Here is a 25,262-nt window from a genome sequence, read left to right on the forward strand (position 1 = left end):
TTTGGACTGTAAATGTTGTATAATAGCGTTTGGTTTAGTACACTTTATACGAGACAACATGAAGGAGGAAATTAAATGGATTTGTGGGTTGTCATCCTAGTGGGCGTTTTAGCATTGCTCGCAGGTGTTGCACTCGGATTTTTTATTGCTCGTAAATATATGATGAACTATTTGAAAAAAAATCCGCCAATTAATGAACAAATGCTGCGCATGATGATGATGCAGATGGGTATGAAACCATCCCAGAAGAAAATTAATCAAATGATGAAAGCCATGGAAAATCAAACGAAATAATGCGAATGCGATTATGACATAGAAGGAACATGGTTATAAAATAAAAAACCCGCTTCCGGGTTTTTTATTTTGATCTATGATTATTGTGTATTTCCGAGAGATAGTTTTTGGTATTCCAAGAGAAGGCTATCCAGCTGCTGGCTGTGCTGAATGGTGATATGTGAAGTCATGCCGTTTGTCATGACGATTTTTAGCAGCTCTTTTCTTTTTTCCTCAATTTCATGAAGCAGATTTTCTTTCATCACAGGAATTTATCCTTTCTTCTGTAAAAATCATCTTTTTGTTGCCTACTAAATGCTATTATATCCATATATAGGTTTCTTTTCAATTCTGAAGGTGATAAGGGTAAATTGTCAAAATTGATTATATAAAGAAATTCGTGCAATCAACATCCTTTTTTGTGATATGTTAGGAAATTGAAATGTAATTGTCATATCAAATGATTTTCTTTCATGGTATTCCAAAAAATAGAAGGGAGAAAGAGATGGCTGATATCAATTATATTCTCGCTTTCGGTGCAGGGTTTCTATCGTTTATTTCGCCATGCTGCCTGCCGCTTTATCCCGCTTTTTTATCATATATTACCGGTGTCAGCATGAGTGAAATCCATTCTGACAAACTTATGTTTCAAAAAAGGAGCTTGGTACATACGGTCTTTTTCCTGATCGGCTTTTCGATGATCTTTGTGGCACTCGGCTACAGCACGTCGCTTGTCGGGTCGTTTTTTAAGGATTATCATCAGCTCATCAGGCAGCTTGGTGCGGTTTTTATCATCTTTTTCGGATTTGTCACTTTGGGGGTTTTTAAGCCTGAATTTTTAATGAAAGAAAGGCGCCTCCAATTTAAAAACAGGCCTGGAGGTCTGCTCGGTTCCATCGGAATCGGAATGGCATTTGCCGCCGGCTGGACGCCCTGCACCGGCCCGATTCTTGCAGCGGTTATTGCACTCGCCGGAACGAACCCGATGTCGGCCGTGCCTTATATGGTGCTTTATGCACTCGGATTCAGCTTGCCGTTTCTGCTTCTGTCTTTTTTCATTACAAAGATGAAATGGCTTCGGAAGCATCAGCTCATCATCATGAAGATCGGCGGAGTTGCAATGATTGTAGTCGGCATCCTGCTGTTCTTTGACTGGATGACGAAAATCATTATCGTATTGTCAGGCCTGTTCGGCGATTTCAGAGGCTTTTAAACTTTGCTAAGGACCGCCTTGGTTTTTTGTTACAATAGGACTTATTCACAGCAAAACTGAATAATGATGTTGGAGGGGAGTATGACAAGGGTTTTAATTGTTGATGATGCAAAATTTATGAGAGATAAAATTAGAGAAATACTTGAAACAGAAGACTTGCAAGTCGCGGGTGAAGCCGAGAACGGGGAAGAAGCTGTTTTGCTTTATCAAGAGCTGCAGCCGGACTTGGTTATCATGGATATTACGATGCCTGTGAAAAACGGGATAGAAGCTTTAAAGGATATGATCCAGCTGAACCCGAAAGTGAAAGTGATCATGTGTACGGCCATGCGGCAAAAGCGGATCGTCGTTGAGGTGATCGAAGCCGGAGCCAAGGACTTCATCGTCAAGCCTTTCGAGGAAACGAAAGTCGTCGAAGCGATTCATTCGGCATGTGCTCGGAAATGCTTGCAGATGATAAACGTGAACATGGTTTTTTTCTTCGTTTTAGAGTATAGTAACAAGTAGAGAAATTAGCTTTAGAAAAAGGGATGATATGTATGATGATCGTCGTTTCATCTATACTTGCTATCGTGATGGCCGTCATTGTCATGGCTGTCAGAATCAAGTCATCTGAAAAACCGGCTACGGCCAAAAAAATTATACTGCCTCCGATTTTTATGAGCACCGGTGCTCTCATGTTTTTATTTCCGGTGTTCCACGTAACCGGTGCTGAATTTTTGGAAGCTCTCACCGTGGGCATGATCTTTTCTATTTTCTTAATTAAAACCTCAAAATTTGAAATCCGCGATGATAAAATCTATATTAAACGGTCCAAATCGTTTGTGTTTATTTTAATTGCGCTGCTCGTCATCCGGATCGTGATGAAGAGCATATTAAGCACAACGATCGATTACGGCGCACTGAGCGGAATGTTTTGGATTCTGGCTTTCGGGATGATCGTTCCTTGGCGGATTGCCATGTATTTATCGTTTAGAAAGCTTTCAAGCCAGATTGAAGCGTCAAATCACATACAGGTCAATTAAAACAAAACCTTTCCTGAAAGAAGGAAAGGTTTTGTTTATTTAAAAAGCTCTTGATATGTAGAGTGATCAATGTTCTTTTCTTTTAAACGTTTCACGAGGAACTTATGGTCTCTTTTCGGTGTGGCCATAATATAGCCTCTGATGATTAAATCCCGGTCGATGGCGCCTGCTTTTTCTTTCAATGCAAGCTCCCCGATCTTACCGGCGATTTTTGCTTTTGCTACATCGCGAAACAGCTCGGGTACGGGTGAAACCAATTCCTCAAGCAGTTCTTTTTCTTCGTCATTCCACAAATGCCTTGTCTGTTCAATATAATAATCCTGCCAGTCCAGCTCAGATTTCCCATCTTCTTTAGGCAGCCTTTTTAAAAATTTGCGAAACATGAAAAAACCGCCGATTGACAAGAGGACGATCATGATGACGATCCAAGCGAGCATCAGCCATAAAAACCATCCTTCCAGCATCTCTCATCACTCCTTTGTCTATAACCTATTTTACATGAAGGCGTTTTAGAAGAACATAGAAAAAATAATATAAAATGGGACACCGGCCTGGTCAAAAGAGATGCTAGAACATAATCTATTGTATAGCGATTCCCTAATCGGCCATAGAGAATTGCTAGAGGATATTTGACGAACGAACGGAAAAAAACCCGGATGGCAAGTGTTTTAAGCGCTGTCCGGGTTCTGCTTGTTGTGCAGGTTTGATATAAAAGGAATATTGATTGAAAGCGAAATGTCATCTTTGCTTGATTCTTTATTGATTTTAACTGCAAGAATGTTGTTTTCGCATTCCGCTTCGATCTGTTTGTCATTCAAAAAGAAAGGAAGCATCAGCGATTTCTCGTAAAGCTGCTCATCGGTTTTAACTGCAAGCTTGAAATCGTAGCCTGAAAACGTCAAGTCAAGATGCCGGACATTCAAGTGGCTTAAATCTGCTTCAATTATATATTCAGTGCTCGTTTCATAAAGGTCAATCGGTAAAGTTTCATCATAGAGGAGAAAAGGGTCGTCAACAAACTGTTTCATCCATTCTTTATCAAAATCTGCGGAATCGAAACGTTTTGTATTTGTCATTGGAGCATTCCTCCATACCTAGCCTTACCATTAGATTATGCACACCTTTGAATTCATGTGAAGGAGGGTGGACAACGCCTCAGGGTGACGCGCGGTAAGGCAAAAAACCGCGCCGTGAAAGGCGCGGAAAAAATGTTACATATCGTGACTGGAATTGTGTTTTTGTCTTGTATGGTTCCGGTTTTTTACTTTTTTGCTTCCGCTCAAAGGCTCTGGCTGCCCCGGCTGAGCTCCTTTCGGTGCGTTTTTGCGCATATCTTTGCCGTCGTTTTTATTTGTCAATGTTTTAACCTCCTAAGATATTCATGAAGGATCTTTCGTATTTATTGATTGGTTTTCCGTTTTTTGTTGTTTTGGCGTTCCGCCTCAGTGAGTATGTGCTGATCATTTTCAATATATCCCGCGCCGTTTCCTTGGCGTTTCGCATTGTTCATTCCATTTATTACATGATTCGCTTTTCGTTTGGCCAATTTCAATCACCTCAGACTGTAGTATAGCCTTAGCGGGTGTATTGTATAAAAAAATGTATTTCCAGTAAAATAAACTTTTTTCCGTATATAAGTCATTCTTATTGAATTTAATAAAAACATTGATATTTACTTATGTTTAAAATTGTTTTAAGATTAAATTGTGAGAAAATTGTGGTGAAATATGCCGATTTTTCTGGCGTATGATCTTGATCTTTAAAGGGGGATTTTGGAGAAATGGCGAATCAGCAACAAATCGCAAAAAAAGACGCTTTTCAATCAAGAAAAACGTTTACAGTACAAGGCAAAACGTACAGCTATTATTCTTTAAAAGCATTAGAGGATCAAGGAATCGGAAACGTATCAAAACTTCCTTATTCCATTAAAGTTTTGCTCGAATCCGTTCTTCGTCAATTAGACGGGAGAGTCATTACTGAGGAACACGTTGAAAACTTGGCAAAATGGGGCACTGCCGAATTAAAAGATATTGACGTTCCTTTCAAACCATCCCGCGTTATTTTGCAGGACTTTACCGGCGTTCCAGCCGTTGTAGACCTTGCTTCATTAAGAAAAGCGATGGCTTCAGTCGGCGGAGATCCGGATAAAATCAATCCTGAAATACCGGTAGACCTTGTCATCGACCACTCCGTACAAGTTGACAAAGCGGGTACGGAAGATGCATTGACCGTTAATATGGACCTTGAATTCCAACGAAATGCAGAGCGTTACAAATTTTTAAGCTGGGCTAAGAAAGCGTTTAATAACTATCAAGCTGTTCCCCCTGCTACAGGTATTGTTCACCAGGTGAACCTTGAGTATTTGGCAAACGTTGTCCATGCAGTGGAAGAAGACGGCGAGATTGTCACTTATCCTGACACGCTTGTCGGTACTGACTCCCATACAACGATGATCAACGGAATCGGCGTTCTCGGCTGGGGCGTCGGCGGAATTGAAGCTGAAGCAGGCATGCTCGGCCAGCCTTCATATTTCCCTGTACCTGAAGTAATCGGTGCGAAGCTTGTCGGAAAGCTGCCGAACGGTACGACAGCGACGGACCTTGCGCTTAAAGTGACACAGGTGCTGCGTGAAAAAGGCGTAGTCGGAAAGTTCGTCGAATTCTTCGGTCCGGGTGTTGCGGAACTACCGCTTGCAGACCGTGCGACAATCGCAAATATGGCTCCTGAATACGGCGCGACTTGCGGTTTCTTCCCTGTTGATGAGGAAGCATTGGAATACATGCGTTTAACAGGCCGTGATGAAGAACATATCAATGTGGTGAAAGAATATTGCCGTCAAAACGGACTGTTCTACACGCCTGATCAGGAAGATCCTGTATTTACTGATATCGTTGAAATCGACTTGTCAAAAGTTGAAGCGAACCTTTCAGGTCCGAAGCGTCCTCAGGATCTCATTCCGCTGACTGACATGAAAGAAACGTTCCACAAGCATTTGGCAAGCCCTGCGGGCAACCAGGGATTCGGTTTAAACGCGAGCGAGGCTGACAAAGAAATCAAATTTAAGCTTGAAAACGGCGAAGAAGCCGTCATGAAAACGGGTGCGATCGCAATTGCGGCGATTACCAGCTGTACAAATACATCAAACCCTTATGTCTTAATCGGTGCGGGCCTCGTCGCCAAAAAAGCGGTTGAACTGGGATTGAAAGTACCGAACTATGTGAAAACATCTCTCGCTCCGGGTTCAAAAGTCGTAACAGGCTACTTGGTTAATTCAGGCCTGCTGCCGTATATGCGCGAGCTTGGATTTAACATCGTCGGCTACGGCTGTACGACATGTATCGGGAACTCCGGACCGCTTGCGCCTGAAATCGAAAAAGCGGTTGCCGAAAACGACCTGCTGATTACGTCTGTCCTTTCCGGTAACCGTAACTTTGAAGGCCGGATTCATCCGCTTGTCAAAGGAAACTACTTGGCGTCTCCGCCTCTAGTCGTGGCCTATGCATTGGCAGGTACGGTAGATATCGACCTGAAAAACGAACCGATCGGCGTCGGCAAAGACGGTCAAAATGTGTACTTCAACGATATTTGGCCGACGATGGACGAAATCAATTCCGTCGTGAAGCAAACCGTTACTCCTGAGCTGTTCAGAAAAGAATACGAGCGCGTGTTTGATGACAATGAACGCTGGAATGCGATTGAAACAACGGATGAAGCCCTGTATAAATGGGATGAAGAGTCCACTTACATTCAGAACCCGCCATTCTTTGAAAACATGTCAGTTGAGCCAGGTACAGTTGAACCGCTTAAAGGCTTGCGCATTGTCGGCAAATTCGGAGACTCTGTCACGACAGACCATATCTCTCCTGCGGGAGCGATCGGCAAAGACACGCCGGCCGGAAAATATTTGCAGGAAAAAGGCGTTTCTCCTAGAGACTTCAACTCATATGGTTCAAGACGCGGAAACCATGAAGTCATGATGAGGGGAACATTCGCCAACATCAGAATCAAAAACCAGATCGCTCCGGGCACTGAAGGCGGTTATACAACGTATTGGCCGACCGGAGAAGTGATGTCCATTTATGATGCCTGCATGAAGTATAAAGAAGACGGCACAGGTCTGGTCGTCATTGCCGGAAAAGACTACGGAATGGGTTCTTCCCGCGACTGGGCGGCAAAAGGAACAAATCTGCTCGGCATCAAAACCGTCATTGCAGAAAGCTTTGAAAGAATTCACAGAAGCAACCTTGTGCTGATGGGCGTTCTTCCGCTGCAATTTAAAGAGGGAGAAAACGCTGAAACGCTCGGTTTGACCGGGAAAGAAACAATTGAAGTAGACGTGAGTGAGACGGTGCGCCCGCGCGATCTCGTCCAAGTCAAAGCGATTGCCGAAGACGGCACGGTCAAGTCGTTTGAAGCTGTTGTCCGCTTTGACAGCGAAGTGGAAATCGATTATTACCGTCACGGCGGAATCCTGCAAATGGTGCTCCGCAATAAAATGAAACAGTAATTGAATGAGGAAGAGAGAGCCTTTAGCTTTCTCTTCTTTTTTCAGCGTAATCCTGAATGTGGAGGATGCCGATGATGAAAAAAGTGCTGGCTGCCGCGTTTCTTTTAGTCTTGGCCGGTCTTGCGGTTTGGAATTTTACAGGGCAAAAGGAAGCCGAAATCGGCATTGAGAAAGGAGACAAGGCGCCTGATTTTACGCTGCCGTCATTAAAGAATGGAAACGATGTATCTTTGTCAGACTTTAAAGGGAAAAAAGTGCTGTTAAATTTTTGGGCCACCTGGTGTAGACCGTGTGAAACCGAAATGCCTGCAATGGAAGAGCTTCAAAATGAAAATCAGGACATTGCCGTTTTAGCCGTCAACTTTACATCTTCCGAGAAAAACGAAAAGACGGTCAAAGCGTTTGCCGAAAGGCACGGTTTACATTTCCCCATCGTCTTAGACCGAACGGGCATCAATGCGAAATACGAGATTTTTTCATATCCGACGACATTTATCATTGATGAAAACGGAATCATTAAAGATATCGTGCTGGGGACGATGTCGAAAAAGAATATGGAAGAAAAGCTGGGATTATAAAAAATCCCGGCTTTTTTGCTTATATTGCCCAAAAAATGGTGAAAATGAAAACAAGCTGGAGGTGATTCAACATGAAAAAAGCGAAAAGGCGAACATTTGAAGAACTTGTCTCGGAAAATAAAAAGGAGCTCATGACCAACCAGGAGTTTCTTGATCGGCTGGAAGATAAGCTTGAAGAGAAATTTAAGCTGAAGTGAGTTTTTAAAAATCGATTCATGTTTACGCTCCTTTTTGAGAATCCTAATGCTGAAAAGGAGGGATAGACATGCCGAGAGAACACGACAAACAGTCTAAATTTGCCCCGAGCCATCTTGGGACAAAACCGGTAGAATATAAGCGCAACAAAGGAAAAAAGATGCATGATAAATCAGGAGAAACACCGATCATTATGCAGACAAAAGGCGAGTAAAGATGAAAAGGAGGCAGAGACCCGAATGACACATCAAAAACATCATCCGGATGACAGATCAGACAACGTAGAAAAGCTTCAAGACATGGTGCAGAACACAATCGAAAACATTGAGGAGTCTGAAGAGCAGCTGTCTTTTGCCAGCGAGGCGGAACAGGAACAGATCCGCGAAAAAAATGAACGCCGAAATGAAAGCATTGAGGCGATGCGCAATGAAATCCATGACGAGGCGGAAGCCCGCAAAAACGGATATCATCAATAAACCAGGGCGACCTGGTTTTTTTGCATGAAGCCGTCCGTCGTGTTTTTGCCCATTGTATATGCTAGAATTGGATTAAATACATTTGTGAAAAGGGAGTAGAGGGAATTTGTACGTGTCAAAAAAAGAAATAGAAGTCCGCTATGCCGAAACAGACCAAATGGGTGTCGTCTATCACGCCAATTATTTGATTTGGATGGAGGTAGGCCGGACGGCTTTAATTAAAGAACTCGGCTTTTCTTATGCCGAAATGGAGAAAGACGGCATCCTGTCGCCTGTCGTGGATATCAATGTCCGCTACGTCAAACCTCTTCGCTACGGTGAAACAGCGACGGTACATACGTGGATTGAAGATTACAACGGCTTTAAAACGGTATATGGGTATGAAATTTTTAATTCCGCCGGAGAAACCGCTGTGAAGGGAACATCGTCCCATATTTGCGTTGACGGGGACAGCTTCAAACCGGTTCAGTTCCGCAAGCTTTATCCAAAGTGGCATGAAGCATACGAAGAGGCCAAAAAGTAATGGCGTTCGGTATTAAAAGAAACGAGCTGAACGAATGGAAGCGCGCCGTTTTAAACGGCGAAGTTGCGTTTCTTACGCATTACTGGCTCGATGACAGGTATCCGGATGTCAAAACGGTGACAAAAGCAGGATGCGCGAACATTGAGAAGCTTGCAGAGTGGGGCAAACAGTACGGACTGAAAAAAGAGTGGATTGATAAAAGAAGCGAATTTCCCCACTTTGATTTATTGGGAGAGAAGCAGATCATGATTTTAAAACAAGAAAAGCTCTCAAGCCATATCAAGCGTTTCAGGCTTGAATAATACGGTGTTTTAAAGAAACTCGGACACTCTTGAAACAAGCAAGCATTGTTCTTGCTTGTTTCATTTTGATGAGCAAAAACGTATCTTTAGTTTCAGTTATATTGTCATCATCTGTTTCAATCACAAAGTTCACCTTTACTTCAGTGTTTTTCATGCCTTGATAAGCCATTTTATTTTTCGTAAAAAAGTCCCTAAAACAAGAAGTTTTAGGGGGAAAGAGTGAGCGGCTGATTAATTTTGATTGTCTAATTTATGCAGGATGTCCTTATCTATTTGCTTCTCGCTCGCTTTTTCTTTGCTGGATATGATTTCCCTTCTATCTTCCCAATGAATAATATAGTACTGACCTTTCTGCATTTTTTCTTGAGAAGAGAGCTTTAGGTTTTTGGATTTCCCATCTTTATCATAACCCGTAACATCATAGTTATAATTTATATATGTGTATCCATCACTTGCTTTTTCTTTCACGACTTTTGGATCTGTTGTAATTTTGACGTAATAATCTTCCGTTGAATAATATCCGGAATATAAAAAGTAGCCCCCGACCAAAATTATCAGTCCTGCCGTTAAAATTCCTAAAAACCATTTCATCATTTATCACCTCGGAACCCATCATATATAAAACCTCCCAACGAAACCATTGATTTATCTTACATATTCCTTTCACATTTGTAAGCAATAAAAGTCCAAGCGCATCAAAAAAACAGCTGCTTGGAGCAGGGAAGTTGCCCATTGCTCAGGAAGCATTAGAATCATCAACATGACGGTGTAATGTTTTCAAAGCAAAAGGACATCTTTCCGGCGAAGATGTCCTTTGAAAATATCCATCATTATCTATTGGGACTTCCATCAATATATCTCTGCATCCTTGTTGGGGATGACTGCAATAGAAAGTGTGCCATCCGGACAAACCAAAATCTCAAGACGCTTTTTGAAGTTTAATCAATGAAAAAATTAAGTGCAGTCAAAATTATAGAAAAACCTAAAATAGTGCCTACGACAATGCTATGCCGTTTACGATTCATTACAACAACAGCGATATATTCACGGATCATGGCGTTCGGCCAATAATAAAAAGCGGTTTTTGAACCGATCCCCTGGCTCTTTAAGCCTGCTCGTTTTGCATATAGGCTGGCGCGGAACAGGTGGAAATTGTTTGTTGTGAAGATGCTGTTGTATTTGCCGTCTGATAATGAGTCCATCAGTTGTTTGGAGAAAAGCATATTTTGATATGTATTTACAGAACGGTCTTCTTTGAAAGTGTGCTCTTCAGGTATCCCTTTTTTTAAAGCATATCTCTGCATGGCTTCTGCTTCAGAAAGGTTTTCATCAGGTCCTTGCCCGCCGGAAAAAATAATTTTCGGCGGAGGAGCAACAGCTGCTTGTTTCCGATAAAAATCGACAGCCTTATCTATCCTGCTTGCTAAAAGCGGGGGTACAGTATCGTTAATTAATCCGCTTCCGAGAACGATGATGTAATCCTGATTAAGTTTCGGTCTGTTAAATTGATATAGAAAATAGGCTGTTAAGAAATTTGTTAAATGAAAGAAGAAATAGACCGCAATAAGCGATGATCCCGCAAACAACGGCTGAACATTTGGCGATAAAAAACGAGCGGGGTCAATCACTGACAATAGAAAAAATATGATAATGCCTAGCCCGGAAATTAAAGTCAAACAATTAGACAATCGTCGTCCTTCTCTTTTGATAAGAATTCTCGCATTCAGAAATAACCCGATCATTAAAGCAAATAGACCGAACGTTAGGATAAAGAAAAAGATCAGCAGCGGTACAATGACGAAAAGTCTGAAAAAGCCAATTCCGACAACGTATGCCAGATAGTAGGAAAGAACAAGAAATGAACAAAAAAATAGATTGAATAAAAAACCGTTGATGATCCTTCTTCGGTCCGTTAAATAAAAGATCAGAAAAACAGCCAGTAAAATAAAAGTTGTCACACCGTAAACCATGACCAAACACCTCGATGTAAATGACTTTGTATAATATTAGAGTGTGTAAAAATCTTTATTGAATGGGGAAATCCTTGCCGCTTTATTTTAAACGAACTGTATTTTAGATATACAGGATCTGTACCCGCTCAGTTATTCGTGTTTGCTGCCCCGTATATAATGTCCTTTAGGAGCTTTACGCAGCTCGCGGTGTACATTTGCCGAACACTCAGGCAAGCCACCCTAGATTTTGAAGGCTTTTTTTCGGCACTTCAATGACGAAGAAAAATAAAAAAACTTGCAGAAAAACGGGGGATTCTCTGCAAGCCGTAAAAAATGATATTTTACTGATATTCAAAAACAGGTTCTTCCGCAGATTCGTTATAGGTGACAAGCAGATCATGGCCGTCGAAATACCATACATCGCTTTCTTCAACGAAAAACGTAATGCCGTCTTTTTCCGCACTTACACCGATTTGCTGCGGCTCATCTTTTGAGACCCCAAGGGAGAAGCCTTTTTGAACATTGCTGCATCCTCCGTAGCGGACAAAGAAGCGAACCTGATCACCTTCTTTTAAATCAAGCTCGTTCTTATACCATTTAAGCGCCTCTTCATTAATTTTCAAATTCACGGGCAAGCACTCCTTCATCATTTGTTTCAAAGCATGCTGAATCTATTTATAGTATATAACGTTTTTGTCCGATCATGAAAATATAATGTTCTTCGGATAGGCTCATCTTTTGCCGGACATCCACTTGATTTTGGGCTCGGTTTTATCGATGATGCGTTTAATGTTCGTCCTGTGTCTGTATACGACAAACGCCGTAAGAAAGGCGACGACTGCCACCAATAAAAGGTCTTTCGTAAACAGACTGTAAACCGTTGTATACAAGCCGGTTAAAATGGAAGAAAGCGATACATATTTTGTGATATACAAAAACAGAAAGAACACCGCAACCATTGTGAGAAACAGAAGAGGCTGATAGCAAAGCAATACGCCTCCGGAAGTAGCGACAGCTTTTCCGCCTTTAAATTTTGCGAACACAGGGAACATATGCCCGATGACTGCGGCTACGCCGGCCAGCAAAGGGTGTACGCCGATGTGCAGGATGGCGGGCAGAAAGGCGGCGAGCGTCCCTTTCAAAATGTCCGCAGCCACAACGATAGAGCCGGCTTTTACGCCGAGTGTCCGAAATGCGTTGGTGGCGCCAAGATTCCCGCTGCCGTGTTCCCTGATGTCGATTCCTTTGGCGGCCTTTCCGACAATCAAGCCGGACGGAATGCTGCCGAGTAGATAGGCTAAAATAAATAATAAAGCTATTAACATTTCATTTCTCCTTTTTAGATGATCCCTTCTCTTTATTTTAACATGAGAGGCGCCTTCCATGACGGCTTTTCTTTAGAAGTACCGTATATATCATACAAGATAATGCGCGCTAATCATATGAAAATTTTGATTATCTCCTTTGTTTTCGTGTAAACTGAACTTAAAAGGAGTGATCGGTGTGGAAAATCCTTCTAAACAGGAAATCAAAACCATTCTTGAAAACAGCAGACGAATTGCGGTAGTCGGCTTGTCCGACAACCCTGAAAGAACATCGTACATGGTATCAAAAGCGATGCAGGACGCGGGATATGACATCATCCCTGTCAATCCGACCATTGATGAGGCGCTGGGCGTCAAGGCTGTGGCATCCTTAAAAGACATTGAAGGACACGTTGATATCGTCAATGTGTTCAGAAGATCCGAGCATCTGCCTGATGTCGCAAAGGAATTCCTGGAGATAGACGCAGATGTGTTTTGGGCGCAGCAGGGGCTTGTCAATGAAGAAGCTTATCAGCTTCTGAGCGAAAAAGGCTATACGGTGATTATGGATTTGTGCATAAAAGTGGCACACTCGTTAACAAAATCGGCATAAAAAAGACAAAAAATCCTTGTTTTTTCAAGGGTTTTTGTCTTTTTTATGCGAGAATATGTTTGCGAATTGCTGTGAAAAACGGCTACAATAAGTCTTGGACAGTTTTTTTAAGAATGATTTTCCAATTGCGATGTGGAAAGCCTTGTGCTGCGGGTGATGAATCGTGTAAAATGACGGCTGTGCAAAAAGCGGCTTTCATTTTAACATGTTTCCGACAATGCTTGAAGAAATTGGAAAATAATCGGATAATACTTTGCTTTATATGACAGAGTGTGTATTATTCTTTATAAGCAATGTTTGATTTTTGAAAGGGGTTTATGCATTTGGTTAAAAAACAGCAAGTTGACTATAATGATGATTCCATACAGGTGCTCGAAGGCCTTGAAGCGGTCAGAAAACGCCCCGGTATGTACATCGGTTCGACAGACAGCCGGGGACTGCACCATCTCGTATATGAAATCGTCGATAATTCCGTCGATGAAGTCCTTGCGGGCCATGGGGATCATATTATAGTAAAAATACATAAAGATAACAGCATATCGGTGCAAGACAGAGGCCGGGGAATGCCAACAGGAATGCATAAGCTCGGCAAGCCGACTCCAGAAATTATTTTGACAGTGCTGCATGCCGGAGGAAAGTTCGGCCAAGGCGGCTATAAAACGAGCGGGGGGCTGCACGGCGTCGGTGCATCCGTTGTAAACGCCCTGTCCGAGTGGCTGACAGTCACGATTGAGCGGGACGGAAATGTTTACAGGCAGCGTTTTGAAAACGGCGGCAAACCGGTGACATCCCTTGATAAAATCGGAACGACCAAAAAGACCGGCACCCTGATTCATTTCAAGCCTGATCCTGCGATGTTCAGCACGACGACGTTTAACTTTGAAACGCTTTCAGAGCGTCTGAGAGAATCAGCCTTTTTGTTAAAAGGACTAAAAATAGAATTGATCGATGAACGCGATCAAACAAAAGAAACGTTTTTATACGAAAACGGAATCGAAGCTTTTGTCGCTTATTTAAATGAGGAGAAAGACGCGCTTTCTGAAGTGGTCTCATTTGAAGGAGAGCACAACGGCATCGAGGTTGACTTCGCGTTTCAGTTTAATGACGGCTATTCCGAAAACATCCTGTCGTTCGTCAATAATGTCAGAACGAAAGATGGAGGAACCCATGAGTCCGGTGCCAAAACGGCGATGACGAGAGCATTCAACGAGTATGCGAGAAAGGTGGCCCTTTTAAAAGAAAAGGACAAAAACCTTGAAGGAACGGATATCAGGGAAGGCCTGTCAGCCATCGTTTCCGTCCGGATTCCCGAAGAGCTTCTTCAATTTGAAGGACAGACAAAAGGAAAGCTCGGCACAAGTGAAGCACGGTCAGCCGTTGATGCAATCGTCTCTGAGCAGCTCGCCTATTTTCTTGAAGAAAACAGGGAAACGGCAACATTGCTTGTCAAAAAAGCGATTAAAGCCTCCCAGGCGAGAGAGGCTGCGAGAAAAGCAAGAGAAGAGGCAAGAAGCGGAAAGAAAAGAAAGAAATCCGAAGCGACGCTCTCCGGGAAGCTGACGCCTGCACAATCAAGGAATCCATCCAAGAACGAATTGTATCTCGTGGAGGGTGATTCTGCGGGAGGATCAGCAAAGCAGGGACGAGACCGGAAATTCCAGGCTGTCCTGCCGCTCCGCGGAAAAGTTATCAATACGGAAAAAGCGAAGCTGGCCGATATTTTTAAAAATGAAGAGATCAATACGATCATTCACGCGATCGGCGGAGGGGTCGGCGCCGATTTTGACATTGAGGACATCAATTACGACAAAGTCATTATCATGACAGATGCGGATACAGACGGCGCGCATATCCAAGTGCTGCTCCTGACTTTTTTCTACCGCTATATGAAGCCGCTGATCGAGCACGGAAAAGTGTTTATCGCACTGCCGCCGCTCTATAAAGTGAGCAAAGGGTCGGGCAAAAAAGAAATCATTGAATATGCCTGGTCTGATGAGGAAATGGACGACGTCCTCAAAAAAGTCGGAAAAGGATATACGATCCAGCGCTATAAAGGTCTCGGCGAAATGAACGCTGACCAGCTTTGGGAAACGACAATGAACCCCGAGTCAAGAACACTTGTCAGGGTTAAAATCGATGACGCGGCCCGGGTGGAACGGCGCGTAACGACATTGATGGGCGACAAAGTTGAGCCGAGGAGAAAATGGATTGAGAAAAACGTCGCTTTCGGACTTGATGAAGAAAGCAACATTTTGGAAAACGAGAATTTATCGGTCGCTGAGGAGGTTTAAATAAATGGCACAGCCAGAGATTTATCATGATTTACCATTGGAAGACGTGATCGGCGACCGTTTCGGCCGATACAGCAAATATATTATTCAGGACCGGGCGCTCCCTGATGCGCGCGACGGCCTGAAGCCTGTTCAAAGAAGAATCTTATACGCCATGCATGCGGAAGGGAACACATACGATAAGAATTTCCGCAAGGCCGCAAAAACGGTCGGTAATGTAATCGGAAACTATCATCCTCACGGAGACAGCTCGGTCTACGAAGCGATGGTGCGGATGAGCCAGGACTGGAAGGTTCGCAACGTGCTGATTGAAATGCACGGAAACAACGGAAGCATCGACGGTGATCCGCCGGCTGCGATGCGTTATACAGAAGCAAGGCTCGCGGCGATCGCGTCAGAGCTATTGCGGGATATTGACAAAAAAACGGTCGAGTTTGTACCAAACTTTGATGATACGAGCAAAGAGCCTGTCGTCCTTCCGGCAATGTTCCCGAACCTGCTTGTCAACGGATCGACAGGGATTTCCGCCGGGTATGCGACTGACATTCCGCCGCATCATCTCGGGGAAGTGATCGATGCCGTGATTAAGCGGATCGACTCGCCGAACTGCAGCGTGGATGACCTCATGGAGTTCGTAAAAGGTCCGGACTTTCCGACCGGAGGAATCATCCAGGGGAAAGAAGGCATAAAAAAAGCCTATGAAACCGGAAAAGGAAAAATCATCATCAGGGGCAAAGCCGAGATCGAAACAATCAGAGGCGGCCGCCAGCAAATTGTCATTACTGAAATTCCGTTTGAAGTCAACAAAGCGAATTTAGTGAAAAAAATGGACGAATTCAGGATTGAACGGAAGGTCGAAGGGATTTCAGAAGTCCGTGACGAGACCGACCGGACAGGCCTCAGAATCGTGATTGAGCTGAAAAAAGAAGCGGATGCACAAGGCATTTTAAATTTCTTATACAAAAACACGGATTTGCAGATTCCTTACAACTTTAACATGGTCGCCATCCATAACAGAAGACCGATGCTGATGAATCTCACATCGATTTTGGACGCTTATATCGGCCACCAAAAAGAAGTCATCACCAACCGTTCTCAGTATGAGCTGAAAAAAGCGAAGGAAAGGCATCATATCGTAGAAGGCTTAATGAAGGCACTGTCCATTTTGGATGAGGTCATTGCGACGATCCGCTCCTCCAATGACAAGCGCGATGCCAAAAACAATCTGATCGAAAAGTTCGCATTTACTGAGCCGCAGGCTGAAGCGATCGTTTCCTTGCAGCTGTACAGGCTGACAAATACAGATATTACGGCTCTCCAGGAAGAAGCAAAAGAACTGGACCAGAAGATCAAAGAGCTGGAAGAGATCCTTTCCAATGATAAGAAACTTTTGAAAGTGATCAAAGACAGCTTGAAAAAGGTGAAAAAAACCTATGCCAGTCAAAGGCGCTCTGTCATCGAAGAAAAAATCGAAGAAATTAAAATCAACCTTGAAGTGATGGTGGCGTCGGAAGACGTTTATGTGACCGTAACGAAAGACGGTTATATTAAACGAACGAGCCAGCGGTCTTTCGCCGCATCAAACGGCCAGGACTTCGGCATGAAAGATACCGACCGTCTGCTCTGTCAGCTGGAAATGAATACGACAGACGTTCTGCTCTTGTTCACAAATAAAGGGAGCTATGTCTATTGTCCAGTTCACCAGCTCCCTGATATCAGATGGAAAGATTTAGGTCAGCATATAACGAATATCATATCGATTGACAGCGATGAGTCCATCGTCAAGGCGATTCCTGTCAGAGAGTTTACCGAATCTGAATACCTGCTGTTCTTTACGAAAAACGGAATGGCGAAAAGAACTCAGCTGATGCAGTATAAAGCACAGCGCTATTCAAAAGCACTGGTTGCCCTTAATTTAAAAGGCGACGATGAAGTGGTCGATGTTCATGTAACGGACGGAACGAAAGATTTGTTTATTGCGACACATTCCGGCTACGGTCTGTGGTTCACAGAAGATGAAGTCAGCGTCGTCGGCGCAAGGGCGGCCGGTGTCAAGGGCGTCAATTTGAAAGACGGCGACTTTGTCGCCAGCGGACAGGTTTTAGAGGAAAAAGACGTGCTTGTGCTCGTGACCCAGCGCGGATCTATTAAGCGGATGAACCGCAGCGAATTTGAAAAAACGTCAAGGGCGAAACGAGGGGTTCTCATGCTGAGGGAACTGAAGAAAAAACCTCACCGCATTGCCGGCCTGCTCGCATGTTCATATCATGATCAAATCACGCTTCAAACCGAAAAAGGCATCACAGAGGAGATGCTTGTCAAAGAAATCAAGCTTCATGACCGGTACAGCAACGGTTCTTTCATCATCGACGAAGATGAAGCAGGGGAAGTAACGGATGTATGGATCAGCAAACATGAGCTGGAGTGAAATCGAACAGCACGCCGTTGATCATTCAATATCTAGGGGCGTCACCACATGTCTATCAAGCCGTTTCAATGCTCAGAAAAAGAGCATGCCGGATAAACCTTAAACAGCACGATGTTACTTTCTTGTGACACAATTATACAGCATCTAATATATCAGAGACTGATTTTTTCTCTTCGGTGAGATTTTCGCCCGTTTTTCTGATTCAACATTTCTTTGCTTAATTGATACCAGAGTAAAACAACCCAGTCCGTGTTCGCGCCTTTAGTGAACATGGACTGGGTTTTTCTTGATCACGCTATGATTATTGTATTTCTAACTCTTTTACGGTTTCTCCTTCAACTAACACAGGTTGATAGTAGGTTTCGTTTGGTAAATCCTTCTTTCCTTGTAATTTTTTAATGACCCAATCAGCTGCATCGTGTCCCATTTGTTCTTGAGGATGGGTCAATGTTGTTAGTTTGATATTCGCATTTTTGGCGATATACGAATTGTCCTGACCAATAATTGACAATTTGTCCGGGATAGAAATATTAAGTTGTCTGCATACATTTGCTACTTCCAGCCCTACTTCGTCGTTGTAGCAGACGATTGCAGTCAACACGTCTCTTTTTTCATTTAGAAACTTCTTCAGGTCTGTGTATAGGTCCAGCTTCGTCTCTGTATTGTACGAAAGCACATGCTCCGGGTAAAATCGTAATTTGGCTTCACCAAGCGCTTTTATATACCCCTTCATTCGATACTTTCCTTGTAAATCATCCATTTTTGAAATGAGACCAATTTGTGTATGTCCTTTTGATATTAATTCTTTTGTTGCGAGATAGCTTGACTGCACGTCATCGAGACAAAGAAAAGGAACATCTAATTCTTCATAATAAGCATTGATCATGATGAAAGGAATATCCTGTTCCTTAAACGATAGGTAGTAGGCAATATTGGGATTGTACAGATTGCTTTTCGTAGGTTCAACAATTAAACCATCTACGCCAAATGACAGCATCATTTCCAAAGCTTTTTTTTCTTGTTCGACATCATTATTTGTACTAGCTAATAGTAGCGAATAATTAGCCTCATTCAATCTCCCTTCAATTCCACGAATAATGGAGGGGAAAATGTAATCAGAAATGTAGGTCGTGATTACACCGATTATTTTGTTATTGGAATTCCCGCCGGCTTTTGATTGATACTGGTTACTAACATAAGTGCCAGACCCTTTTTCACTTCTTAAGAATCCTTCGTTCGATAGTTCTAAAATGGCTTTTCGAACAGTGTGGCGGCTGACTTTGTACTCTTCCTGTATGGCGGATTCAGTAGGAATTTGGTCTCCCGCTCTGTAAACTCCTGAAAGTATTTTACTTTTTATGTCATTAATGATGACCTTATACTTTGGTTTCATTTCACTCACTTCTTTCGTAGTTGTTCGCATTCTAATTTTTTTAATTGAATGATTTGTGTGGACATATTTTATCATGGCTTACAATGAATTAAAAGATTCCGCCTTATTTTCGTGAAAATTAACTAGCAATTATAAAAATTTTCTTTAGGTTTTATGTTATTCAAATACCTTTTATTATAAACATTAAGAGAAAAATAACAGAAAATATCGTTGTGATATTTATATGAACATATTATATTCTAGATTGACATATGTACGTACAAAAAATATACTAAGGTTGTAATAAAGTTAAGCGGAAAGGAAAATGCCTTCTTTCGAATTATAATGAAATCGCTATCAGAGGGGGGATTACGTGAAAGCGAATCGAGTAAACATCAAGCAAGCCATAACTGAGGGAGAAACATCACTTGGAATTGAATTCGGATCCACACGTATTAAAGCAGTGTTGATTGATAGCAGTTTTGAAACAATCGCATCTGGAAGCTATGAGTGGGAAAACCTCTTGGAAGATGGATTTTGGACGTACAACTTGGTAGATATTATCACTGGATTGCAAACAGCTTATAGTGAAATGAAGAATGAAGTTGAACGAAATTATGGCATCACCATTCGCAAAATCGGTTCTATTGGAATTTCTGCAATGATGCATGGGTATATGGCTTTTGACAAAACAGGGGAGCTGCTTGTTCCGTTTCGAACTTGGCGTAACTCAACAACCGGTGCTGCAGCAAAAGAATTAACTGATCAATTTCAATTCAATATCCCCGAACGGTGGAGTATTGCTCACCTTTATCAAGCGATATTAAATGAAGAGAAGCATTTGCCTCGCATTGACTATATCACCACCTTAGCCGGGTACATTCACTGGTTACTGACTGGTAATAAAGCAATTGGCATTGGAGATGCTTCGGGCATGTTCCCGATTGATGAATCAACGCAAAATTACAATGAATCGATGGTCAAGCAGTTTGATGAACTGATTTCGAACAAAGGCTACCCTTGGAAGCTGAAGGATATTCTTCCTAAAGTTTATATTTCAGGCGAGCAGGCTGGTGAATTAACCGAAATTGGTGCAAAAATTCTGGATCAGTCAAAAAATTTACAACCAGGCATTCCAATTTGTCCACCGGAAGGCGATGCTGGAACAGGAATGGTTGCTACGAATAGTGTGAGGAAACGCACTGGAAACATTTCGGTGGGAACTTCAGTTTTTGCCATGATTGTATTAGAAAAAGAACTTTCAAAAGTATATCCAGAAATTGATTTGGTCACAACGCCAAACGGCAGTCCGGTTGGAATGGTTCATGCGAATAACTGCTCAAGCGATATTAATGCTTGGCTAGGATTGTTTCGTGAATTTTTTGAAGCAATGGGACAAAAGATTGAAACGAATAAATTATTCGAAGTGATGTTAAATAAAGCTTTGGAAGCTGACTCAGATGGCGGCGGTTTGCTAAGCTACGGCTATTTCTCCGGTGAAAATATTACGGGATTAGAAAAAGGCCGGCCATTATTTGTCCGCTCACCAGAGAGTCGTTTCAATTTAGCAAACTTCATGCGGACACACCTTTTTACAGCCTTTGCTGCTTTGAAAATCGGAATGGATATTTTGACCAAAGAGGAAAAAATTGAAATCGATAGCATTTTAGCTCACGGCGGTTTATTCAAAACCCCTCTTGTCGGACAAAAAATTGTTGCAGCTGCAATGAATACGCCGGTATCAGTTATGGAAACAGCCGGAGAAGGCGGTGCGTGGGGAATGGCTATTCTTGCTTCTTACATGATGAACAAAGGTCAAGAAGAGAGCTTAGAAGACTTCCTCGACAAAAAAGTCTTTGAAGAGGATGCCGGGCAGGAAATTTACCCTGATCAATTAGATGTAGAAGGATTTGAAGCATTTATCGAACGGTACAAAAAAGGTTTAATGATTGAGCAGGCCGCTGTAGACCATTTGATTTAATGGAGGGATTGACGTGCTAGAACAACTGAAAGAAGAAGTATTACAAGCGAATTTGGACCTGCCTAAATACGGACTCGTGAAATACACATGGGGAAATGCAAGTGCCATTGACCGTGAAACAGGTCTATTCGTTATCAAACCGAGCGGTGTTGATTATGAAACGATGAAAGCTAGTGATATGGTGGTTGTTGATTTAGATGGCAATGTTGTTGAAGGAGAGCTGAGGCCTTCATCAGATACAGCGACTCACGCAGTGCTTTATAAGCGCTACCCTGAAATTGGAGGAATTGTACACACTCATTCAACTTGGGCGACAATCTGGGCTCAAGCAGGCCTTGATGTTCCAGCGATGGGGACCACTCATGCAGACACATTCTATGGTTCCGTACCATGTGCCCGTTACTTGACACAAGAGGAGATTGATCGCGGTTACGAAGCAGAAACAGGTCATGTGATTATCGAAACATTTGAGGAGCGAGGGTTAGATATTTTAGCTGTTCCCGGTGTCTTACTTCACGGTCATGGTCCATTTACTTGGGGCAAAGATGTAAAATCAGCCGTATTGAATAGTGTGGTGTTGGAGGAAGTTGCGAAAATGAATTTATTTACAAGAGAATTAAATCTTTTTGCAAAAGAATTACCACAACGTATTTTAGATAAACATTACTTACGAAAACACGGTAAAAATGCTTATTATGGTCAAAAGTAATGTCAATTCTATCAAACTATCAATTATCCCATCAATTTAAGAAAAGAGGGTTATTATGTTAACAACAGGGAAAAAAGAATTTTGGTTTGTCGTAGGTTCACAGCATCTTTATGGGGAAGAAACGTTAGCGGAAGTCAGAGCGCACGCGCAAGCCATGACCGATGCATTAAATGAAAGCGCTGTTTTGCCATATCCGCTTGTATTGCAAGATTTGGCTGTTAATGCAGATAAAATCACTAGCATCATGAAAGAAGTAAATTATCGTGACGAAGTCGCCGGTGTTATCACTTGGATGCATACTTTCTCGCCTGCGAAAATGTGGATTCGCGGAACAAAATTATTGCAAAAACCATTACTTCATTTAGCGACACAATTTAATGAAAGTATTCCATGGCCAACGATTGACATGGACTTTATGAACCTCAACCAATCTGCTCATGGCGACCGTGAATACGGTTTTATCAATGCCCGTTTGAAAAAACAAAATAAAGTTGTCGTAGGTTATTGGGAGCGACCTGAAGTGCAACAGCAAATTGCAGAATGGATGGACGTAGCGGTTGCTTATAACGAAAGCTTCAACATCAAGGTCGCTCGGTTTGGTGACAACATGCGTAACGTTGCTGTTACTGAAGGGGATAAGATTGAAGCGCAAATTCAATTTGGCTGGACAGTTGATTACTTTGGCATCGGTGATCTTGTTCAATACGTGAATGCGGTTACAGATGAAGAGATTAATCGTTTGTTTGCAGAATACGCAGACCTTTATGAATTTGATTATGGCACTTACAGTCGGGAAGATTGGGAGAAGAGTGTAAAAGTACAAGCAAGCTATGAAATCGCTATTAAACGTTTCCTTGATGATGGTGGTTACAATGCTTTCACAACTAACTTTGAAGATTTATATGGAATGAAACAGCTTCCGGGTCTTGCCGTCCAACGTTTGATGGCGCAAGGATATGGCTTTGCCGGTGAAGGAGATTGGAAAACTGCAGCGCTCGACCGCTTGCTCAAAGTGATGAGCCGTAACCAATCAACTGGTTTTATGGAAGATTACACATATGAATTGGCTGCCGGTCAAGAATCAATTCTTCAATCGCATATGCTTGAAGTTGACCCATCTTTAGCAAGCAATAAACCAAAAATTATCGTCTCTCCATTAGGTATTGGTGATCGTGAAGACCCGGCACGCCTAGTGTTCGACGGAAAAGCAGGAGATGGCGTGGTTGTTTCAATGGCAGACTTTGGTACGCACTACAAATTGTTGATTAACGAAGTTTCTGCATTTGAACCAACTGTTCCAGCACCAAACCTTCCAGTTGCACGGGTGCTTTGGGAAGTGAAGCCTAACTTCCAAGATGGAGTGAAAGCATGGCTTGAGAATGGCGGCGGCCACCATACAGTTGTTTCATTGAATTTAACAACAGACCAAATGATCACTTATGCAAAGCTCGTTGACTTGGAATATGTAGTGATTAAGTAATGCCTCTAACCTCCGAGGAGGTGCTGCTTCCTTGGAGGTGAAAATAGGCATCAGTTTTCAAAATATTTATGATTTTGTAAGCGTTATCGCGACATTCAGTAAAAATTGAAAGCGTTTAAAAATAGGCGAATAAAACCATGAGATTTAGGGAGAAATCCCACCAAATAATATCCTGGCATGTATTTGCGGCTTGAAAGCGCTTTTATTATTTCTTAAAAAGCCTTCAATATTTTTGCAGTGGATTTTTACACAATTTAATTTCAACCTTGAGGAGGAAACTTTAATGGTTAATGAAAAGAAAATCTCAAGTGGCTTCATTTACTTTTTTGGGGCTTTTGCGGGCATTCTTTTCGGTTATGATATCGGCGTTATGACGGGTGCTTTGCCTTTTCTGCAAAATGATTGGAACCTTCAAGACAACGCCGGGGTTATTGGATGGATTACCTCTTCGGTAATGTTAGGCGCTATTTTTGGAGGCGCCCTTGCCGGACAACTTTCTGATCGTTTGGGACGGCGCAAAATGATTTTAATTTCCGCTATCATTTTTGTTGTTGGATCCATTTTGTCAGGAATAGCACCTCATAATGGGATACTATTTTTGATTGTTTCTCGGGTTTTATTGGGATTGGCCGTTGGTGCCGCTTCTGCATTGGTCCCAGCCTATATGTCGGAAATGGCGCCTGCACGTTTACGTGGACGGCTGTCAGGAATTAATCAAACAATGATTTGTTCTGGAATGTTGCTTTCTTACATTGTTGATTTTCTATTGAAAGATTTGCCGGAAACAATGGCGTGGCGGTTGATGCTTGGTTTGGCTGCTGTACCTGCTTTGATCTTATATGTTGGAATGCTAAAATTACCCGAATCACCACGTTTTTTAATAAAGAACAATAAACTTGATGAAGCTCGCAAGGTGTTGAGCTATATTCGCTCTAACAAAGGAGAGATTGATTCTGAAATAACGCAAATTCAAGAAACTGCCAGAGAAGAAGCGAAGGCAAATCAAAATGCATCATGGGCTACCCTCTTAAGCAATAAATATCGTTTTTTATTAATTGCTGGTGTGGGTGTTGCTGCTTTTCAACAATTCCAGGGTGCAAACGCAATTTTTTATTACATTCCTTTAATTGTAGAAAAAGCAACAGGAAATGCAGCAAGTTCAGCTTTGATGTGGCCGATTATTCAAGGAGTTATTCTCGTGCTAGGTTCATTAATATTCTTAGTGATTGCTGATAAATTTAATCGCCGTACTTTATTAACAGTAGGCGGAACAATAATGGGGCTGTCCTTTATTTTGCCGGCAATATTGAATATATTAATTCCTAATGCGAATCCGATGATGATGGTTGTCTTTTTGAGTATCTATGTAGCACTTTATTCATTCACATGGGCTCCTTTAACTTGGGTCATAGTTGGAGAAATTTTCCCGCTGGTAATTCGCGGGCGTGCGTCTGGTTTAGCTTCATCATTTAACTGGATTGGTTCTTTCTTGGTTGGATTGCTATTTCCTGTTATGACCGCTTCGATGTCTCAAGAAGCTGTGTTTGCAATCTTCGGTGTGATTTGTTTGCTTGGAGTTGTATTTATCCGGACACGCGTCCCTGAAACTCGAGGTCGCAGTTTAGAGGAAATCGAAAAAAATGGAGAAAATAAACGAGTTGACGGAAAAAGCGCGTAAATAAAACCTATGGAGGCTTGGAGTAGAATTCAAAGAAGATATCTTGGGTGCCGCTTATCGCAGGGGAAATCCTCGCACTAGTGCATTTTGAAACAGGGGTTCAAAAGATCGTAAACATATGGATTTCCTCACGGCGCCTTGCTTGAGGGCGAAGTTGCTCACTTCGGCCTTTTTTTAATTAAAATTAGCCTCTTGTTTGTATCATTTCCGCTCAATTGTCCCGCTTCGTTATATCCTAAATGATGGAGCCGTCCTTCAACAGATAAAGGGACCTGGGCAATCATAAAAAATTGGGAAAACTTCAAGAAGAAGGGCGTTTAGAATGACAATTTGGCAGTAAACGCTAAGTATTGATGCGATTC

At 42.3% G+C, this 25,262-nt stretch carries 27 protein-coding genes and 1 pseudogene; 18 read left to right on the forward strand and 10 right to left on the reverse strand.

The features are described from left to right. The first annotated feature begins 75 nt into the window (after nucleotides 1-75). Nucleotides 76-294, forward strand: a complete 219-nt coding sequence (locus MKY62_RS10060) for a YneF family protein (protein WP_003182236.1) — start codon at nucleotides 76-78, stop codon at nucleotides 292-294. A gap of 80 nt (nucleotides 295-374) precedes the next feature. On the opposite strand, the gene MKY62_RS10065 is transcribed toward MKY62_RS10060, so the two are convergent. Then, the gene (locus MKY62_RS10065) at nucleotides 375-536 is read right to left on the reverse strand and encodes an aspartyl-phosphate phosphatase Spo0E family protein (protein ID WP_229107189.1); all 162 of its coding nucleotides are present in this window, start codon (nucleotides 534-536) and stop codon (nucleotides 375-377) included. Nucleotides 537-778: 242 nt separating this feature from the next. On the opposite strand from MKY62_RS10065, the gene MKY62_RS10070 reads away from it, so the two are divergent. From MKY62_RS10070 to MKY62_RS10080, 3 genes and pseudogenes are all read left to right on the forward strand, one after another. Beyond that, on the forward strand, nucleotides 779-1,486 hold the full coding sequence (locus tag MKY62_RS10070) for a cytochrome c biogenesis protein CcdA (RefSeq protein WP_003182240.1): 708 nt from the start codon (nucleotides 779-781) through the stop codon (nucleotides 1,484-1,486). An 81-nt stretch (nucleotides 1,487-1,567) separates the two neighbouring features. After that, nucleotides 1,568-1,943: pseudogene (locus MKY62_RS10075) on the forward strand (response regulator). A 73-nt stretch (nucleotides 1,944-2,016) separates the two neighbouring features. Next, nucleotides 2,017-2,511: a cytochrome c biogenesis protein CcdC gene (locus MKY62_RS10080; RefSeq protein ID WP_085959522.1), complete on the forward strand. Its 495-nt coding sequence runs from the start codon at nucleotides 2,017-2,019 to the stop codon at nucleotides 2,509-2,511. A 35-nt stretch (nucleotides 2,512-2,546) separates the two neighbouring features. On the opposite strand, the gene MKY62_RS10085 is transcribed toward MKY62_RS10080, so the two are convergent. The 4 genes from MKY62_RS10085 to sspO all read right to left on the reverse strand — a co-directional run bounded on the left by MKY62_RS10085 (nucleotide 2,547) and on the right by sspO (nucleotide 4,057). Further along, nucleotides 2,547-2,975: a DUF2621 domain-containing protein gene (locus MKY62_RS10085; RefSeq protein WP_003182245.1), complete on the reverse strand. Its 429-nt coding sequence runs from the start codon at nucleotides 2,973-2,975 to the stop codon at nucleotides 2,547-2,549. Between the two features lie 204 nt (nucleotides 2,976-3,179). Next, on the reverse strand, nucleotides 3,180-3,587 hold the full coding sequence (locus tag MKY62_RS10090) for an Hsp20/alpha crystallin family protein (protein WP_003182248.1): 408 nt from the start codon (nucleotides 3,585-3,587) through the stop codon (nucleotides 3,180-3,182). Between the two features lie 135 nt (nucleotides 3,588-3,722). Beyond that, a complete protein-coding gene (locus MKY62_RS10095; RefSeq protein WP_003182250.1) occupies nucleotides 3,723-3,869 on the reverse strand; it encodes a small acid-soluble spore protein P in 147 nt (48 codons plus the stop codon). A 41-nt stretch (nucleotides 3,870-3,910) separates the two neighbouring features. After that, a complete protein-coding gene (gene sspO, locus MKY62_RS10100; RefSeq protein WP_003182252.1) occupies nucleotides 3,911-4,057 on the reverse strand; it encodes a small acid-soluble spore protein O in 147 nt (48 codons plus the stop codon). 234 nt (nucleotides 4,058-4,291) lie between these two features. Between sspO and acnA the strand changes: the two genes are divergently transcribed. From acnA to MKY62_RS10135, 7 genes are all read left to right on the forward strand, one after another. Further along, nucleotides 4,292-7,018, forward strand: a complete 2,727-nt coding sequence (acnA, locus tag MKY62_RS10105) for an aconitate hydratase AcnA (RefSeq protein ID WP_016886575.1) — start codon at nucleotides 4,292-4,294, stop codon at nucleotides 7,016-7,018. 71 nt (nucleotides 7,019-7,089) lie between these two features. Then, entirely contained in the window at nucleotides 7,090-7,596 is a 507-nt protein-coding gene (locus tag MKY62_RS10110) for a redoxin domain-containing protein (RefSeq protein WP_003182256.1), read from the forward strand. A 71-nt stretch (nucleotides 7,597-7,667) separates the two neighbouring features. Then, the gene (locus MKY62_RS10115) at nucleotides 7,668-7,793 is read left to right on the forward strand and encodes an FbpB family small basic protein (RefSeq protein ID WP_003182259.1); all 126 of its coding nucleotides are present in this window, start codon (nucleotides 7,668-7,670) and stop codon (nucleotides 7,791-7,793) included. A 68-nt stretch (nucleotides 7,794-7,861) separates the two neighbouring features. Further along, nucleotides 7,862-8,005, forward strand: a complete 144-nt coding sequence (locus MKY62_RS10120) for an acid-soluble spore protein N (protein ID WP_003182261.1) — start codon at nucleotides 7,862-7,864, stop codon at nucleotides 8,003-8,005. Between the two features lie 25 nt (nucleotides 8,006-8,030). Next, nucleotides 8,031-8,267 carry a small acid-soluble spore protein Tlp gene (gene tlp / locus MKY62_RS10125; RefSeq protein ID WP_003182262.1) on the forward strand — a complete coding sequence of 79 codons (237 nt, stop codon included), beginning with the start codon at nucleotides 8,031-8,033 and terminating at the stop codon, nucleotides 8,265-8,267. A 106-nt stretch (nucleotides 8,268-8,373) separates the two neighbouring features. Further along, on the forward strand, nucleotides 8,374-8,790 hold the full coding sequence (locus tag MKY62_RS10130) for a YbgC/FadM family acyl-CoA thioesterase (protein WP_003182265.1): 417 nt from the start codon (nucleotides 8,374-8,376) through the stop codon (nucleotides 8,788-8,790). Continuing rightward, the gene (locus MKY62_RS10135; protein ID WP_003182267.1) at nucleotides 8,790-9,092 is read left to right on the forward strand and encodes a hypothetical protein; all 303 of its coding nucleotides are present in this window, start codon (nucleotides 8,790-8,792) and stop codon (nucleotides 9,090-9,092) included. Before MKY62_RS10130 ends, MKY62_RS10135 begins: the two co-directional genes overlap by 1 nt. A 231-nt stretch (nucleotides 9,093-9,323) precedes the next feature. Here the strand turns inward: MKY62_RS10135 and MKY62_RS10140 are convergent, their stop codons facing one another. From MKY62_RS10140 to plsY, 4 genes are all read right to left on the reverse strand, one after another. Continuing rightward, nucleotides 9,324-9,683, reverse strand: coding sequence for a YxeA family protein (locus MKY62_RS10140; protein ID WP_009328208.1), 360 nt, complete (start codon nucleotides 9,681-9,683; stop codon nucleotides 9,324-9,326). Between the two features lie 347 nt (nucleotides 9,684-10,030). Further along, on the reverse strand, nucleotides 10,031-11,062 hold the full coding sequence (locus MKY62_RS10145; protein ID WP_016885436.1) for a YdcF family protein: 1,032 nt from the start codon (nucleotides 11,060-11,062) through the stop codon (nucleotides 10,031-10,033). 323 nt (nucleotides 11,063-11,385) lie between these two features. After that, nucleotides 11,386-11,673, reverse strand: coding sequence for a HesB/YadR/YfhF family protein (locus MKY62_RS10150; RefSeq protein WP_003182275.1), 288 nt, complete (start codon nucleotides 11,671-11,673; stop codon nucleotides 11,386-11,388). A gap of 102 nt (nucleotides 11,674-11,775) precedes the next feature. Next, a complete protein-coding gene (gene plsY / locus MKY62_RS10155; RefSeq protein ID WP_003182278.1) occupies nucleotides 11,776-12,369 on the reverse strand; it encodes a glycerol-3-phosphate 1-O-acyltransferase PlsY in 594 nt (197 codons plus the stop codon). Nucleotides 12,370-12,547: 178 nt separating this feature from the next. Between plsY and MKY62_RS10160 the strand changes: the two genes are divergently transcribed. The 3 genes from MKY62_RS10160 (at nucleotide 12,548) to parC (ending at nucleotide 17,680) form a co-directional block, all read left to right on the forward strand. Then, a complete protein-coding gene (locus MKY62_RS10160) occupies nucleotides 12,548-12,961 on the forward strand; it encodes a CoA-binding protein (protein ID WP_003182280.1) in 414 nt (137 codons plus the stop codon). Between the two features lie 323 nt (nucleotides 12,962-13,284). After that, entirely contained in the window at nucleotides 13,285-15,252 is a 1,968-nt protein-coding gene (gene parE, locus MKY62_RS10165) for a DNA topoisomerase IV subunit B (RefSeq protein WP_003182282.1), read from the forward strand. A 4-nt stretch (nucleotides 15,253-15,256) separates the two neighbouring features. Beyond that, a complete protein-coding gene (gene parC, locus MKY62_RS10170; RefSeq protein WP_003182284.1) occupies nucleotides 15,257-17,680 on the forward strand; it encodes a DNA topoisomerase IV subunit A in 2,424 nt (807 codons plus the stop codon). 301 nt (nucleotides 17,681-17,981) lie between these two features. Here parC and MKY62_RS10175 read toward each other — a convergent pair whose 3' ends face one another. Further along, complete coding sequence (locus MKY62_RS10175; RefSeq protein WP_009328197.1) at nucleotides 17,982-19,073, reverse strand: GntR family transcriptional regulator; 1,092 nt, start codon at nucleotides 19,071-19,073, stop codon at nucleotides 17,982-17,984. A gap of 352 nt (nucleotides 19,074-19,425) precedes the next feature. Here MKY62_RS10175 and MKY62_RS10180 point away from each other — a divergent pair, with 352 nt between their 5' ends. The 4 genes from MKY62_RS10180 to MKY62_RS10195 all read left to right on the forward strand — a co-directional run bounded on the left by MKY62_RS10180 (nucleotide 19,426) and on the right by MKY62_RS10195 (nucleotide 24,900). Next, nucleotides 19,426-21,033, forward strand: coding sequence for an FGGY-family carbohydrate kinase (locus tag MKY62_RS10180; RefSeq protein WP_003182288.1), 1,608 nt, complete (start codon nucleotides 19,426-19,428; stop codon nucleotides 21,031-21,033). A gap of 13 nt (nucleotides 21,034-21,046) precedes the next feature. Next, nucleotides 21,047-21,742 (forward strand): L-ribulose-5-phosphate 4-epimerase, encoded by a 696-nt coding sequence (locus MKY62_RS10185; RefSeq protein WP_003182291.1) that lies wholly within the window; start codon nucleotides 21,047-21,049, stop codon nucleotides 21,740-21,742. Between the two features lie 55 nt (nucleotides 21,743-21,797). Beyond that, nucleotides 21,798-23,222 carry an L-arabinose isomerase gene (araA, locus tag MKY62_RS10190; protein WP_003182293.1) on the forward strand — a complete coding sequence of 475 codons (1,425 nt, stop codon included), beginning with the start codon at nucleotides 21,798-21,800 and terminating at the stop codon, nucleotides 23,220-23,222. Nucleotides 23,223-23,505: 283 nt separating this feature from the next. Continuing rightward, nucleotides 23,506-24,900: a sugar porter family MFS transporter gene (locus tag MKY62_RS10195; protein ID WP_003182294.1), complete on the forward strand. Its 1,395-nt coding sequence runs from the start codon at nucleotides 23,506-23,508 to the stop codon at nucleotides 24,898-24,900. Nucleotides 24,901-25,262 lie beyond the last annotated feature (362 nt).

The sequence above is a fragment of the Bacillus sp. FSL R7-0646 genome, assembly GCF_037969865.1.
GTDB lineage: Bacteria > Bacillota > Bacilli > Bacillales > Bacillaceae > Bacillus > Bacillus licheniformis.

What these genes read in the sequence shown, in the direction of transcription:
- MKY62_RS10145 (WP_016885436.1), bottom strand. Translation starts at nt 11,062, where the DNA reads ATGGTTTACGGTGTGACAACTTTTATTTTACTGGCTGTTTTTCTGATC.
- MKY62_RS10140 (WP_009328208.1), bottom strand. Translation starts at nt 9,683, where the DNA reads ATGAAATGGTTTTTAGGAATTTTAACGGCAGGACTGATAATTTTGGTC.
- MKY62_RS10080 (WP_085959522.1), top strand. Translation starts at nt 2,017, where the DNA reads ATGATATGTATGATGATCGTCGTTTCATCTATACTTGCTATCGTGATG.
- MKY62_RS10135 (WP_003182267.1), top strand. Translation starts at nt 8,790, where the DNA reads ATGGCGTTCGGTATTAAAAGAAACGAGCTGAACGAATGGAAGCGCGCC.
- plsY (WP_003182278.1), bottom strand. Translation starts at nt 12,369, where the DNA reads ATGTTAATAGCTTTATTATTTATTTTAGCCTATCTACTCGGCAGCATT.
- MKY62_RS10060 (WP_003182236.1), top strand. Translation starts at nt 76, where the DNA reads ATGGATTTGTGGGTTGTCATCCTAGTGGGCGTTTTAGCATTGCTCGCA.
- MKY62_RS10070 (WP_003182240.1), top strand. Translation starts at nt 779, where the DNA reads ATGGCTGATATCAATTATATTCTCGCTTTCGGTGCAGGGTTTCTATCG.
- MKY62_RS10195 (WP_003182294.1), top strand. Translation starts at nt 23,506, where the DNA reads ATGGTTAATGAAAAGAAAATCTCAAGTGGCTTCATTTACTTTTTTGGG.
- MKY62_RS10110 (WP_003182256.1), top strand. Translation starts at nt 7,090, where the DNA reads ATGATGAAAAAAGTGCTGGCTGCCGCGTTTCTTTTAGTCTTGGCCGGT.
- MKY62_RS10175 (WP_009328197.1), bottom strand. Translation starts at nt 19,073, where the DNA reads ATGAAACCAAAGTATAAGGTCATCATTAATGACATAAAAAGTAAAATA.
- parC (WP_003182284.1), top strand. Translation starts at nt 15,257, where the DNA reads ATGGCACAGCCAGAGATTTATCATGATTTACCATTGGAAGACGTGATC.
- MKY62_RS10090 (WP_003182248.1), bottom strand. Translation starts at nt 3,587, where the DNA reads ATGACAAATACAAAACGTTTCGATTCCGCAGATTTTGATAAAGAATGG.
- MKY62_RS10065 (WP_229107189.1), bottom strand. Translation starts at nt 536, where the DNA reads ATGAAAGAAAATCTGCTTCATGAAATTGAGGAAAAAAGAAAAGAGCTG.
- MKY62_RS10120 (WP_003182261.1), top strand. Translation starts at nt 7,862, where the DNA reads ATGCCGAGAGAACACGACAAACAGTCTAAATTTGCCCCGAGCCATCTT.
- araA (WP_003182293.1), top strand. Translation starts at nt 21,798, where the DNA reads ATGTTAACAACAGGGAAAAAAGAATTTTGGTTTGTCGTAGGTTCACAG.
- tlp (WP_003182262.1), top strand. Translation starts at nt 8,031, where the DNA reads ATGACACATCAAAAACATCATCCGGATGACAGATCAGACAACGTAGAA.
- MKY62_RS10085 (WP_003182245.1), bottom strand. Translation starts at nt 2,975, where the DNA reads ATGCTGGAAGGATGGTTTTTATGGCTGATGCTCGCTTGGATCGTCATC.
- MKY62_RS10115 (WP_003182259.1), top strand. Translation starts at nt 7,668, where the DNA reads ATGAAAAAAGCGAAAAGGCGAACATTTGAAGAACTTGTCTCGGAAAAT.
- acnA (WP_016886575.1), top strand. Translation starts at nt 4,292, where the DNA reads ATGGCGAATCAGCAACAAATCGCAAAAAAAGACGCTTTTCAATCAAGA.